15 protein-coding genes are annotated in these 12,199 nt (G+C 67.9%); 9 read left to right on the top strand and 6 right to left on the bottom strand.

Annotated features, from left to right (window positions below; translation table 11 throughout):
- The first annotated feature begins 100 nt into the window (after window positions 1-100).
- Genes H7290_RS06800 through H7290_RS06785 form a run of 4 tightly spaced genes read left to right on the top strand, consistent with a single transcriptional unit; the run spans window position 101 to window position 1,493 of the window.
- Window positions 101-259: a hypothetical protein gene (locus tag H7290_RS06800; protein ID WP_290513265.1), complete on the top strand. Its 159-nt coding sequence runs from the start codon at window positions 101-103 to the stop codon at window positions 257-259.
- 48 nt (window positions 260-307) lie between these two features.
- Window positions 308-661, top strand: coding sequence for a TadE/TadG family type IV pilus assembly protein (locus H7290_RS06795; RefSeq protein ID WP_290513264.1), 354 nt, complete (start codon window positions 308-310; stop codon window positions 659-661).
- The gene (locus H7290_RS06790; RefSeq protein ID WP_290513263.1) at window positions 658-1,098 is read left to right on the top strand and encodes a hypothetical protein; all 441 of its coding nucleotides are present in this window, start codon (window positions 658-660) and stop codon (window positions 1,096-1,098) included. The genes H7290_RS06795 and H7290_RS06790 overlap by 4 nt, the downstream gene beginning before the upstream one ends.
- Complete coding sequence (locus tag H7290_RS06785; protein ID WP_290513262.1) at window positions 1,095-1,493, top strand: pilus assembly protein TadG-related protein; 399 nt, start codon at window positions 1,095-1,097, stop codon at window positions 1,491-1,493. The genes H7290_RS06790 and H7290_RS06785 overlap by 4 nt, the downstream gene beginning before the upstream one ends.
- 78 nt (window positions 1,494-1,571) lie before the next feature.
- Here the strand turns inward: H7290_RS06785 and H7290_RS06780 are convergent, their stop codons facing one another.
- A complete protein-coding gene (locus H7290_RS06780; RefSeq protein WP_290513261.1) occupies window positions 1,572-1,979 on the bottom strand; it encodes an HIT family protein in 408 nt (135 codons plus the stop codon).
- Window positions 1,980-2,056: 77 nt separating this feature from the next.
- Here H7290_RS06780 and H7290_RS06775 point away from each other — a divergent pair, with 77 nt between their 5' ends.
- Window positions 2,057-2,239 (top strand): DUF5302 domain-containing protein, encoded by a 183-nt coding sequence (locus H7290_RS06775; RefSeq protein WP_290513260.1) that lies wholly within the window; start codon window positions 2,057-2,059, stop codon window positions 2,237-2,239.
- Window positions 2,240-2,261: 22 nt separating this feature from the next.
- Window positions 2,262-3,368, top strand: coding sequence for a peptide chain release factor 2 (prfB, locus tag H7290_RS06770; RefSeq protein WP_290513259.1), 1,107 nt, complete (start codon window positions 2,262-2,264; stop codon window positions 3,366-3,368).
- Window positions 3,369-3,384: 16 nt separating this feature from the next.
- Here prfB and H7290_RS06765 read toward each other — a convergent pair whose 3' ends face one another.
- From H7290_RS06765 to H7290_RS06745, 5 genes are all read right to left on the bottom strand, one after another.
- Window positions 3,385-4,392 (bottom strand): sugar phosphate isomerase/epimerase, encoded by a 1,008-nt coding sequence (locus H7290_RS06765; protein WP_290513258.1) that lies wholly within the window; start codon window positions 4,390-4,392, stop codon window positions 3,385-3,387.
- 68 nt (window positions 4,393-4,460) lie between these two features.
- The gene (locus tag H7290_RS06760; RefSeq protein WP_290513257.1) at window positions 4,461-5,648 is read right to left on the bottom strand and encodes a Gfo/Idh/MocA family oxidoreductase; all 1,188 of its coding nucleotides are present in this window, start codon (window positions 5,646-5,648) and stop codon (window positions 4,461-4,463) included.
- Between the two features lie 117 nt (window positions 5,649-5,765).
- Complete coding sequence (locus H7290_RS06755) at window positions 5,766-6,815, bottom strand: substrate-binding domain-containing protein (RefSeq protein WP_290513256.1); 1,050 nt, start codon at window positions 6,813-6,815, stop codon at window positions 5,766-5,768.
- A gap of 40 nt (window positions 6,816-6,855) precedes the next feature.
- Window positions 6,856-7,860, bottom strand: a complete 1,005-nt coding sequence (locus H7290_RS06750) for an ABC transporter permease (RefSeq protein ID WP_290513255.1) — start codon at window positions 7,858-7,860, stop codon at window positions 6,856-6,858.
- Entirely contained in the window at window positions 7,857-9,407 is a 1,551-nt protein-coding gene (locus H7290_RS06745; RefSeq protein WP_290513254.1) for a sugar ABC transporter ATP-binding protein, read from the bottom strand. Before H7290_RS06745 ends, H7290_RS06750 begins: the two co-directional genes overlap by 4 nt.
- A 102-nt stretch (window positions 9,408-9,509) precedes the next feature.
- Between H7290_RS06745 and H7290_RS06740 the strand changes: the two genes are divergently transcribed.
- The 3 genes from H7290_RS06740 to ftsX form a co-directional block, all read left to right on the top strand.
- On the top strand, window positions 9,510-10,712 hold the full coding sequence (locus tag H7290_RS06740; protein ID WP_290513253.1) for an ROK family transcriptional regulator: 1,203 nt from the start codon (window positions 9,510-9,512) through the stop codon (window positions 10,710-10,712).
- Window positions 10,713-10,785: 73 nt separating this feature from the next.
- The gene (gene ftsE, locus H7290_RS06735) at window positions 10,786-11,475 is read left to right on the top strand and encodes a cell division ATP-binding protein FtsE (protein WP_290513252.1); all 690 of its coding nucleotides are present in this window, start codon (window positions 10,786-10,788) and stop codon (window positions 11,473-11,475) included.
- A gap of 6 nt (window positions 11,476-11,481) precedes the next feature.
- Window positions 11,482-12,199, top strand: a 718-nt coding sequence (ftsX, locus tag H7290_RS06730) for a permease-like cell division protein FtsX (RefSeq protein ID WP_290513251.1), incomplete at its 3' end; no start/stop codon positions are given.

Genomic DNA, 12,199 nt, shown 5'->3' with positions numbered 1-12,199 from the left:
CCGGTGGTTTTCCTCATCCTTCCGATCACGATCGTCTTCGCCTTCTTCCCCGGCTACGTCGGGCTCCACCTGACTTCAGGAATGTAGGGAAAGGATCATCATGAATCGATTCGCAAGGCGTCACGACGAGCGGGGTGACGTGCCCGGCTGGGTCATGATCACCGTCATGAGCGCCGGACTGGTGGCGGTCCTGTCCGCGGTTGCCGGCCCCCAGCTGCGGCAGATGCTCACCCAGGCGCTCTCGGCGGTCGGCGGCTGAGCCGTGCGTCTCACCTGTCGTCCGGCGGGACGTGAGACCGGTGCCGCGGTGGTCGACTTCGTGCTGATCATGGTCCTTCTCGTCCCGATTGTGCTCGGCATAGCGCAGGTCGCGCTCGTGCTTCACGTCCGCAACACCCTCGCCGCCGCCGCGTCAGAGGGCGCGCGGGCGTCCGCGCCTGTCGGCGCCACCCCCGCAGACGGGGTGAGTCGTGCCCGGGCGATGATCCGCCGAGCGGTCGCCGCACGATATGCCGACGACGTCACGGCTTCGTGGAGCACGGTCGGCGGCATGCCCGGTGCCGTGGTCGAGGTGCGTGCTCGGGTGCCTGCGCTGGGGCTGCTCGGCCCGAGTGTCAATCTGACGGTGCGTGGGCATGCCGTTCGTGACGTGGCGCCGTGAAAAGCGATCAGGAGCGGGGGTCCGACGGCTCTGCCACGATCGAGTTCGTCTGGCTCACGGTGTTGCTGCTGGTGCCCTTCGTCTACATCGTGGTCGCGGTGTTCGATGCGCAACGCGCTGCCTACGGCGTGTCGGCCGCGAGCCGGTCGGCCGCCCGCGCATTCCTGCAGGCGCCTGATGTGGCGTCGGGTGAGCAACGCGCCCGGTCGGCTGCGCGGGTCGCGCTCGACGACCAGGGTCTGCCCGCGGCGAGCGTGCAGATCACCTGCCTGCCCTCAGCCACCGCGTGCCTCGAGCCCGGGTCGTCGGTGCGTGTGCTGATCCGAATCACCCAGGCACTTCCGCTCACCCCCAGCGCCCTCGGCTCACAGCTCGCCGGCATCACGGTCGACAGCACACACGTCGAGCCCTACGGCAGCTACCGGAGCCGGCGATGAGACGCGACGACGGGCAGATCACCGTCATGACGATCGGCTTCCTGCTGCTTGTCGGTCTCCTCACCGTCGTGGTGATCAACTCCTCGGCCGCGTTCCTGCAGCGACAACAGCTCAACAACGTCGCCGACGGCGCTGCCCTTGCGGCGGCCGACGGACTGAGCCGGTCCGACTTCTACCGCACAGGCCGCGTGGTCCTCGACGACCGGGAGGCCCGACGTCTGGTGTCGATGTACGTCTCGGACTCGGGGGCGCAGGCCACGAGCGTCACCATCGACGGCGACCGGGTGCACGTCCGCCTCGAGTGGTCGGTGTCGCTGGCCCTGACACCACCGGGCTGGGCATCGCGCACCACGATCGTCTCCGAGGCGACCTCGCAGCTGCTGCTCAGCGACTGAGAATCGTGTCCGCCACGGTTGTCACTCGGCAGGCGGACGACAGCAGCTGGGTCTGCCAGCGGTTCCGCCTGCGCGTGCTCAGAGCGCAGTGCGGATCCGGGCGGCGTAGTCGGACGCCTCGCCGTCGGCGTATGTCGTGCGCGGCCAGAAGAAACCCCGCAGGCCGTCGCCCTTGGTTCGCGGCACGACGTGGACATGCAGGTGCGGCACGCTCTGCGACACGACGTTGTTCATCGCGACGAACGTCCCCTGCGCGCCGAGACCGGAGGTGAGGGCGGTGGCCACCCGCTGGGCGGCGGAGAACAGCGGAACGATCAGCGGCTCCGGCAGGTCAGACAGCGTCACGACGTGCTCACGCGGCACGAGCAGGGTGTGCCCCTTGAACACGGGCCTGACGTCGAGGAACCCGACCACGTCGTCGGTCTCGAGCACGCAGTGGCCATCGACCGTGCCGGCGATGATGTTGCAGAACAGACAGTCGGCCATGCTTCGATGACATCACACGGACGGACCTCGCCGGGAACTGAGCGGGGGACGGTGTGTGGGGGGCATAGAGTGGCGGCATGGCTGACTCAGAGGGGAACGACAGCAAGGCTGACATGAAGGCCAAGTTCCGCGAGGCGTTGGAGAAGAAGAAGCACCGCTCCCACGCCACCGAGGAGGGCGCCGAGCACGACGGCAGCGACAAGTCGCACGGCGCCAACGGCCCGACCGAGGCCCGGGAGTTCCGCCGCAAGAGCGTCTGAGCATTCCCTGTAGCCTCGACGGGTGGCGACACCGGACTTTTCAGAACAGACCAAGGCACTCGACTCGACCCTGACCTCCATCGAGAAGGTGCTCGACCTCGACTCCATCCGGGCCGAGATCGCGGTCCTGCAGGAGGAGGTCGCTGCACCCGACCTGTGGGACGACCAGGTCAATGCGCAGCGCGTCACCGGGCGACTGTCGGCGTTGCAGTCTGAGGTCGAGCGCGTCTCGGGTCTGCGCGAGCGCCTCGACGACATCGACATCATGCACGAGATGGCCCTCGAGGAGGGCGACGACGAGGCCACAGCCGAGGTCGGACGCGAGCTCGTGCGCATCCAGAAGGCCATCGACTCGCTCGAGATCCGCACCCTGCTCTCCGGCGAGTACGACGAGCGCGATGCCCTCGTCTCGATCCGCTCCGGCGCCGGTGGCGTCGATGCCGCCGACTTCGCCCTGATGCTGCAACGCATGTACATCCGGTGGGCCGAGCGCCACGGCTACACCGTCGAGGTCTACGACACGTCGTACGCCGAGGAGGCCGGTATCAAGTCGACAACCTTCGCGATCAAGGCCCCATACGCCTACGGCACGCTGTCGGTCGAGTCGGGCACACACCGGCTCGTCCGCATCTCGCCGTTCGACAACCAGGGCCGCCGCCAGACGTCGTTCGCCGCCATCGAGGTCGTCCCGGTGCTCGAGCAGACCGACGAGATCGACATTCCCGAGGAGGAGATCCGTGTCGATGTCTATCGTTCCTCGGGGCCCGGCGGGCAGAGCGTCAACACCACAGACTCGGCCGTCCGCCTGACGCACATCCCGACCGGCACCGTCGTGAGCTGCCAGAACGAGAAGAGCCAGCTGCAGAACAAGGCCAGCGCGATGGTGATCCTCAAGGCCAAGCTGTTGGCGCTGAAGAAGGCGGAGGAGCGGGCCGAGATCGACGAGCTGCGCGGCGACGTCCAGGCGTCGTGGGGCGACCAGATGCGCAACTACGTGCTCAACCCGTACCAGATGGTCAAGGATCTCCGCACGGAGCACGAGACCGGTAACACGCAGGCGGTTCTCGACGGCGAGATCGACGATTTCATCGAGGCCGGCATCCGCTGGCGTCGTAGCCACGCTGCTTGAGCCGCCAACCGGTAGCTCAGTCCTTCGCCGAGAAGGCGGCGTCGAAGGCCGCCGTCGGGGCGTCGAAGAGATTGGCCTTGACGTAGGCGAGAGCCTCGGGAGCACCGAGCAGGCGGTCCATGCCGGCGTCCTCCCACTCGATCGAGATGGGTCCGTCGTAACCGATCGTGTTGAGCATGCGGAAGCACGCTTCCCACGGCACGTCGCCGCGCCCCGTGGAGACGAAGTCCCATCCCCGGCGTGGGTCGGCCCACGGGAGGTGTGAGCCGAGCCGGCCGTTGCGACCGTTGCCCACCTGCTTCTTCGCATCCTTGCAGTCGACGTGGTAGATGCGATCGCGGAAGTCCCACAGGAAACCGAGGGGGTCGAGGTCCTGCCAGATGAAGTGCGACGGGTCCCAGTTGAGGCCGAACGCCTCACGGTGGCCGATCGCCTCGAGCGCAGCGTGCGTGGTCCAGTAGTCGTACGCGATCTCGCTGGGGTGCACCTCGTGAGCGAACCTCACGCCCTCCTCGTCGAAGACGTCGAGGATGGGGTTCCACCGGTCGGCGAAGTCCTGGTAGCCGGCCGCGATCATCTGCTCGGACGCGGGCGGGAACATCGCGACGTACTTCCAGATCGACGAGCCCGTGAAGCCGACGACGGTGTCGACGCCGAGCATGCGGGCCGCGCGTGCGGTGTGCTTCATCTCCTCGGCGGCACGTTGACGCACGCCCTCGGGCTCGCCGTCTCCCCACACCCGGGCCGACAGGATGCCGTGGTGGCGCTCGTCGATTGGGTCGTCGCAGACTGCCTGGCCCTTGAGGTGGTTGGAGATCGCGTAGACCTTCAGGTCGTGCTTCGCGAGAATGTCGAGGCGGGTCTTGATGTAGTCAGGGTCTTCGACCGCGGCCCACGGGTCGAGGTGGTCGCCCCAGCAGGCGATCTCGAGGCCGTCGTAGCCCCACCCGGCCGCGAGCTCGGCGACCTCCTCGAACGGCAGGTCGGCCCACTGGCCGGTGAACAGGGTGATCGGTCGGGTCATGCGGTGCTCCTTTCGGCGAGGTGTTCCTCGCAACGTCGTGCTGTTCTGCGTCGTGCTGTCGTCAGCTGTCAGCCGGGCACCTCCCAGGTCATGACGCTGCCGGCGGAGGCGCTCGCCTCGATGGCGGCGAGCACGCGCTGGACCGCGAGTCCGTCAGCGAAGGAGGGCGTCGGGTCGGCGCCCTTGGCAATGTCGTTGACGAGGTCGACGACCTGGTGGGTGAAGCCGTGCTCGTAGCCGAGCCCGTGGCCGGGTGGCCACCATGCGGCGATGTAGGGATGCGTGGCTTCCGTGACGATGATCCGCCGGAAGCCGGCGGTCGACGGATCTTCGGTGGCGTCGTAGAACTCCAAGACGTTCATGTCCTCGAAGTCGAACGCGAGCGATCCACGTGACCCGTTGATCTCGAGGCGCAGAGCGTTTTTGCGACCCGTCGCGAAGCGGGTGGCCTCGAAGACCCCGATGGCGCCGCCGGCGAAGCGGGCGGTGAAGGCGGCCGCATCGTCGACGGTCACCGGGCCGCGCTCGGCGTCTGCCCCCGCGGTGCCGCCGAGCGCCGTCGGTTCGCCCCCGACCGGACGGGTCGGCACGAAGGTCTCGAGGAGGCCGCTGACGCTCGTGATGGGGGTGCCGGTCACGAACTGGGCCATGTCGATGATGTGCGCGCCGATGTCACCGAGTGCGCCCGAGCCGGCCACGGTCTTGTCGAGGCGCCAGCTCATGGGGACGTTCTCGTCACAGAGCCAGTCCTGCAGGTACTGCCCGCGCACGTGCCGGATGGTGCCAAGGCGTCCCGAGGCCACGAGCTGTCGGGCAAGGGCAACGGCGGGGGTGCGCCGGTAGGTGAAGCCAACCATCGCCCGAACCCCGTGGGTCGAGGCCTCTGCTGCCGCTGCCGACATGGCCTCGGCCTCGGCGACGGTGTTGGCGAGGGGCTTCTCGCACAGCACGTGCTTGCCGGCCTCGAGTGCCGCGATGGCGATCTCGGCGTGGGTGTTGCCGGGGGAGCAGATGTCGATGACGTCGATGTCGTCACGAGTCAGCAGTGCGCGCCAGTCGGTCTCGACCGACTCCCACCCGAAGCGCCGCGCGACGTCTCCGGCAGCGTCCTCGTTGCGACCGCAGACGGCGCGCATGCGCGGGTGGAGCGGGAGGTCGAAGAAGGCGGGGGCGGTTCGCCAGGCCTGGGAGTGGGCGGCGCCCATGAAGGCGTAGCCGATCATCCCGACGCCGAGCTCGTTCCGTGTGTCGCTCATGTCCTGCTCTCGTGTCGGGGTCTCATGGTTCGGGAGTCGTGGTTCGGGAGTCGTGCAAAGGCGATGGTGGAGAGGGGGCCCGCGGCGGTGCCAACCACGGCCGCGGGCCCCGGCCGGTCAGGACTCGAACGCGGACTTGAGGTACGTCGCGACGTTGTCCTTGGTCACCACGGGTGCCGACAGCTTGAGCTGGCGCGGCACCTCGATCTCAGAGAGGTCGGACATGGCCTTGCCCTGGACCAGGAGTCGGGCCAGCTTGACTCCGTCGGCGGCCTGCGTCGACGGGTAGATGACGGTCGCCTTGAGCACGGTGTTGTCCGCTTGGATGTCGCGCATCACGTTGGCCGATCCGGCGCCACCGATCATGGTGAACTCCTTGCGGTCGGCGTTCTTGATGGCAGCGAGCACGCCGACACCCTGGTCGTCATCGTGGTTCCAGAGGTAGTCGATCTTGGGCGCTGCCTGCAGCAGGTTCGAGGCGGCCTTTTCGCCGGACTCGACGGTGAACTCGGCCGCCACGCGGTTGTTGACCTTCAGGCCGCACTTCTTGAGTGCGTCGGAGAAGCCCTTCGAGCGTTCCTGAGTCAGTGGCAGGGAGTCGATGCCGGCGATCTCGGTGACGATCTTGTCCTTGCCACCCTTGGCGTCGTCGCAGACGAACGTCCCGGCGGAGACGCCCATGCCGTAGTTGTCGCCGAGCACCGTGGTGCGCGCCGCGAACGGGGAGTCGAACTCCCGATCGACGTTGATGACGGTGATGCCGGCGTCCATGGCCTTGCGGGCAACGGCGGTCATGGCCGCGCCGTCGAAGGGCAGGAGCACGATGGCGTCGACCTTGTCGTTGATGAAGGTCTCGACCTGCGAGATCTGCAGGTTGACGTCGTTGGTGCCCTCGGCGACCTTGAGCTCGACGTCGTCGTACTCCTTGGCCTGGGCGACGGCGGCCTTGGTGATCGCACCCATCCAGCCGTGGTCGGCAGCGGGGGCGGAGAAGCCGATGACGACCTTCTTGCCTGATTTGTCGTTGTCGGTGTTGCTCTTGGCGACGGATGAGCTCGTGTTGCCGTCACTGGAGCTGTTGGTGCACGCCCCGAGCACGAGCGTGGCGGCCGCGAACGCTCCGGCCATGGCGAACGCCCGACGGCGACGTGAGTGGATGGTGGACATGTGAGCTCCTGGTGGTGGGGGTTGGGCGGGGGTGGTGGGGTCAGGTCTTGCGTTGGGCGATGCGCTGTTGCAGCAGGACAGCGATCACGATGATGACGCCCTTGGCGACGGCCTGGGCCGACGTCGAGAGGTTGTTGAGCGTGAAGACATTCGTCAGGGTCGTGAAGATGAGGACCCCGAACAGGGTGCCGACAACGGTGCCGCGGCCGCCGCTGAGCAACGTCCCGCCGATCACGACGGCCGCGATGGCGTCGAGCTCATAAAGCGTGCCGTGGGTCGACGACCCCGTGGTGGTGCGCGACATCAACATCACGGCGGCGATGCCGCACGTGAGGCCGAGCAGTGCGTACAGGTAGACGGTGTGGCGCTGCACCTTGATGCCCGCGAGCCGGGCCGCCACGGGGTTGCCGCCGACCGCGAACGTGCGCCGCCCGAAGGTCGTGCGGTTGAGCAGGAACCAGCCCGCGGCGGTCACGAGCGCGAAGATGATCACGATGACGGGGATGCCGAGCGGCTCGGCGCCGAAGAAGTCGAGGAAACCTTGGTTGCGGATGATCTGGGTCTTGCGGTCGGCGATGATCTCGGCGAGGCCACGCGCAGAGGCGAGCATCGCCAACGTCGCGATGAACGGCACGATCTTGCCGTAGGCGATGAGCACCCCGTTGACGAGCCCACACGCCGTGCCGACGATGAGGGCGCTGACGACCATGGCGATCCAGCCCACGCTGTCGGCCATCGCCTGCGTCCCGGTGGTGGTGGCCCAGATCGAGGACAGCGCGACGATTGCCCCGACCGAGAGGTCGATGCCGCCACCGGTGATGACGAACGTCATGCCGATCGAGACGACACCGATCACGGCCGCGAGCCGCAGGATCGTCAGCATGTTGTCGGTGCTGGCGAAACGGTCGCCGGCGGTGATGACACCGACCACGCAGAGCACGATGAGGGCGATCACCAGCCCGAGGTTGCGGGCCACCCCGAGCGATCCGCCGCGGTCACCCCGCTTCTCGGTGTCCTGTTGGGGCTGTTGAGCGACGACGCTCACGCGGCATCTCCCTTCGTGTGGGTGGTTGGCACCGGGGTGGACTTGTCGTCGTGCGTCGCGAGGATGCGGTCGAGGACGCCGGCGGCGTCGATTGCGTGGCTCGGTCCGGCGTGGACGATGCGCCCGTCAGCGACGACCATGACGCGGTCGGACAGGCCGAGCACCTCATCGATGTCGCTGGAGACGATGACGAGGGCGACGCCGGAGTCGGCGAGCCCGCGGATCAGGGCGTAGATCTCGGCGCGGGCGCCTACGTCCACCCCGCGGGTGGGCTCGTCGAGCAACAGCACCTTGCACGACCGGAGCAGCCAGCGTGCGAGGACGACCTTCTGCTGGTTGCCGCCGGAGAGAGTGCGGACAATGCGGTGGGGGTCGTCGGGGCGGACGTCGACGGAGCGGGCAGCATCGTGAGCCGCGCGGCGTTCGGCGCCCTCGGTGGTGATGCCGAGGTGGGCGAAGCGGTCGAGGCTGGCGAGCGAGATGTTGCGGTACACGGCGTCGTCGAGGATGAGCCCCTGCGACTTGCGCTCCTCGGGGCAGAGCCCGAGGCCGGCGCTGACCGCCGCGTCGACCGAGCCGTTGCGGAGCTGGTGTCCGTCGACGGTCACCGACCCGCTGTCGGCTCGACGCGCGCCGAAGACCGTCTCGATGATCTCGCTGCGTCCGGCGCCGACGAGCCCGGCGATACCGACGATCTCACCGGGGCGGACGTCGAAGGAGACCTGGTCGAACTCACCGGCGCGGCCGAGCTGCTCGACCCGCAGCAGCGGCGCGACGTCGGGCAGTGCGACCTGTCGCCGAGGGAAGATGGAGGAGACCGAGCGGCCGGTCATCAGCGTGATGAGCTCGGACGTCGGAGTGTCGCGCGCCGGCAGGTCGCCCGCGACGGTGCGGCCGTCCTTGAGGACCGTGAGCCGGTCGCCGATGCGGCGGATCTCCTCGAGGCGGTGCGAGATGTAGATGATGGCGGTACCCGAGGCGCGCAGGTCGTCGACGACGCGGAAGAGGCCGTCGACCTCATCGGGGTCGAGCACCGCAGACGGCTCGTCCATCACGATGACGCGGGCCCGGTGTGACAGTGCGCGGGCCATCGACACGATCTGCTTCCCGGCCGCGGAGAGGCTGCCGACCTCGCGCGTGGGACGGATCTCGGGATGCCCGAGGGTGTTCAGCAGCTCGCGCGCGGCGCGGTTCATGTCGGCGTCCCGGGTGATGCCGCCCCGGGACTTCTCGTGCCCGAGGAAGATGTTGTCGGCGACGCTCAGGCCGTCGATGAGGTCAAGCTCCTGGTAGATCGTGGCGATGCCGGTGGCGATGGCCGCCTGCGGGTCGGCGAAGGTCACGGGCTGGCCCTCCCACAAGATCGTGCCCTCATCGACGCCGTGTGCGCCCGACAAGATCTTGATCAGCGTCGACTTGCCGGCGCCGTTCTGACCCAGGAGACAGTGCACTTCACCTGGGCGGATCACGAGATCGACACCGTCGAGGGCGCGGACGCCGGGGAACTCCTTCACGATTCCGCGCATCTCCAGCAGGGCAGGGGCCATGGCGTGATGCTAGTCACACGTTTTGTCGTTCGTCAAGCAGAAGTATGTTGTTCACCGACACTCTTGTCCCAGCTTGCCGATTGAAGAGAGCGTGGTTAACTCATGGCCATGCCCGTGCCCACGGCCCTGCCACCGACGCTGACCGGCACCGGTGAGCTGTTCCAGCTGCTCCGCGACGGCAAGCCCCGCACGCGTGCCGAGCTTGCCCAGCTCTCGTCACTCGCTCGGTCGACCGTGACAGCCCGCGTCGATGCGCTGCTCGCGTCGGGGCTCCTCGAGCCGGTGGGAGAGGCGGCGTCGACCGGCGGACGTCCACCGACCAGGTTCGCGCTCAGTCGCGAGGCGAGGGTCGTCATCGCCATCGACCTCGGTGCCTCGCACGCCAGCATCGCGGTGAGTGACCTGTCGGGCAGTGTGCTGCGCGAACGAACCATCACCAGCGACATCGCCGACGGACCCGAGAAGGTGCTCGCTCGCGTCGCGGCGATCGCCGTCGAGCTGCTGGCCGAGACCGACCGCGGGCCCGGCGACGTGGCCGGTGTGGGCATCGGTGTCCCCGGCCCCGTCGAGCACGCCACGGGCCGGCTGGCCAACCCGCCGATCATGCCCGGCTGGCACGACTTCGACATTCCTGCCCACCTCGGCAAACAGTTCGCCGGTCCGATCCTGGTCGACAACGACGTCAACCTGATGGCGCTCGGGGAGTACGTCACGACGTGGCGATCAGCGCCGCACCTGATGCTCGTCAAGGTCGCCACCGGCATCGGTGCCGGCATCGTCGCCGACGGACGGCTCATGCGCGGCGCTCTCGGCTCGGCTGGCGACCTCGGCCACGTCCAGGTGGCCGGAGCGCCCGCTGACGTGGTGTGTCGCTGCGGCAACACCGGATGTCTCGAGGCCGTGGCCGCCGGCCCCGCGATCGCCGCCAAGCTGCGGGCCCAGGGTCTCGACGTCAACAGCTCGCAGGACATCGTCGACGCCGTGGCGGCAGGTGAGATCGCTGCACTGCAGGCCGTGCGTGAGGCCGGTCGCGACCTCGGCACGGTCCTGGCGACATGCGTCAACCTCCTCAATCCCTCGGTCATCGTGATCGGCGGGAAGCTGTCCGAGGCGGGGGAGTACCTGCTTGCCGGCGTCCGCGAAGTCGTCTACCAGCGATCGCTGCCGTTGGCGACGAACGACCTGCGCATCGTCAGCACATCGGCCGGCGGCAAGGGCGGCATCCTGGGTGCCGGCGCCATGGTGATCGACGCGGTCCTCGCGCCGCGCGCGGTCGACAGCTACGTGGCGCAACGCACTGCCTGAAAGCTCCACGCCCGCGGCCGGATTTGGCGTGCCTTCCGCCCGCCCGTAGGTCCCCCTGCCTAGACTCGGCCGGGTGATTCGATTCGACAAGGTCACCAAGACCTATCCGGGCCAGAAGCGCGCGGCGCTCGACGCCGTCGACCTTGAGATCGAGAAGGGGGAGTTCGTCTTCCTCGTCGGGGCCTCAGGCTCGGGCAAGTCGACCTTCCTGCGACTGATCCTGCGAGAGGCGCGACCCACCGCCGGACGCGTCTACGTCGCCGGCAAGGAGATCAACAAGCTCTCGAGCTGGAAGGTCCCCAAGCTGCGTCGCCAGGTTGGCACCGTGTTCCAGGACTTTCGTCTGCTGCCCAACAAGACCGTGACGGAGAACGTCGCCTTCGCCCTTCAGGTCATCGGCAAGTCCCGCGCCGAGATCAACAAGGTCGTGCCCGAGACCCTCGAGATGGTTGATCTCGGCGGCAAGGGCCATCGCATGCCCGACGAGCTGTCCGGCGGCGAGCAGCAGCGCGTCGCCATCGCACGCGCGTTCGTCAACCGCCCGATGATCCTCATCGCCGACGAGCCCACCGGAAACCTTGACCCCGCGACGAGCGTCGGCATCATGAAGCTGCTTGACCGCATCAACCGCACCGACACCACCGTGGTGATGGCCACCCACGACTCGACCATCGTCGACCAGATGCGCAAGAGGGTCATCGAGCTCGACAACGGACTCATCGTCCGTGACGAGGCCCGTGGCATCTACGGCTACCAGAACTGAGGCACCATGCGAAGCACCCTGAGCGAGCTCGGCGCGAGCCTGTCGCGCAACAAGTCCATGACGATCTCGCTGGTCGTCACCATGACGGTCTCGCTGCTGCTGGCTGCGCTGGGGCTGCTCATCCTGTCGCAGTCGAACCGCACCGAGAGGTACTTCGGTGACAAGCTCCAGCTGCAGGTCAACCTCTGCACGAAGAACTCGCCAAGCACCAACTGCATCAGCGGGGTAGCGACGGACGACCAGCGCACCGCCGTCCAGGAGGCCCTGCGCGACAACACCCAGGTCAAGTCGTTCGACGTCCGGACGCCGGCCGACAACTACGAGCGCGCCCGGGCCGTCTACGGCCAGTCCGACAACAAGAAGGTGCTCGAGACGCTGAGCCCTGACGCCTTCCCCGAGTCGTACTTCGTGACCCTCAAGGACCCACAGAAGTTCGACGGGGTCGTCAGCCAGGTGTCCGGCATGGATGGGGTCGGCAGCGTCACGTCGCTCAAGAAGTTGCTGGGGCCCCTGTTCAGTGCCCTCGACAAGCTGCAGATCGGCGCCTTCGCGGTCGCGGCGATGCTCTTGGTCGCCGCCGTGCTGCAGGTGTCCACAACGATTCGCATGACGGCGTACGCGCGACGGGGGGAGATCGGCATCATGCGACTGGTCGGTGCCTCAAGCTGGCACATCCAGCTGCCGTTCATCCTCGAGTCGATGCTGGCGGCGCTGATATCGGCGG

This window comes from Aeromicrobium sp. (assembly GCF_014378035.1).
In the GTDB taxonomy this organism is placed as follows: domain Bacteria; phylum Actinomycetota; class Actinomycetes; order Propionibacteriales; family Nocardioidaceae; genus Aeromicrobium.
Note: the sequence above shows the minus strand (reverse complement) of the source record. Positions and strands in the feature narration are given on the sequence as shown.

Excerpts from the sequence above, each read along its gene's own strand:
- H7290_RS06780 (WP_290513261.1), bottom strand. The coding sequence starts at position 1,979 with ATGGCCGACTGTCTGTTCTGCAACATCATCGCCGGCACGGTCGATGGC.
- H7290_RS06765 (WP_290513258.1), bottom strand. The coding sequence starts at position 4,392 with ATGACCCGACCGATCACCCTGTTCACCGGCCAGTGGGCCGACCTGCCG.
- H7290_RS06800 (WP_290513265.1), top strand. The coding sequence starts at position 101 with ATGAATCGATTCGCAAGGCGTCACGACGAGCGGGGTGACGTGCCCGGC.
- H7290_RS06785 (WP_290513262.1), top strand. The coding sequence starts at position 1,095 with ATGAGACGCGACGACGGGCAGATCACCGTCATGACGATCGGCTTCCTG.
- H7290_RS06745 (WP_290513254.1), bottom strand. The coding sequence starts at position 9,407 with ATGGCCCCTGCCCTGCTGGAGATGCGCGGAATCGTGAAGGAGTTCCCC.
- H7290_RS06760 (WP_290513257.1), bottom strand. The coding sequence starts at position 5,648 with ATGAGCGACACACGGAACGAGCTCGGCGTCGGGATGATCGGCTACGCC.
- H7290_RS06755 (WP_290513256.1), bottom strand. The coding sequence starts at position 6,815 with ATGTCCACCATCCACTCACGTCGCCGTCGGGCGTTCGCCATGGCCGGA.
- H7290_RS06740 (WP_290513253.1), top strand. The coding sequence starts at position 9,510 with ATGGCCATGCCCGTGCCCACGGCCCTGCCACCGACGCTGACCGGCACC.
- H7290_RS06775 (WP_290513260.1), top strand. The coding sequence starts at position 2,057 with ATGGCTGACTCAGAGGGGAACGACAGCAAGGCTGACATGAAGGCCAAG.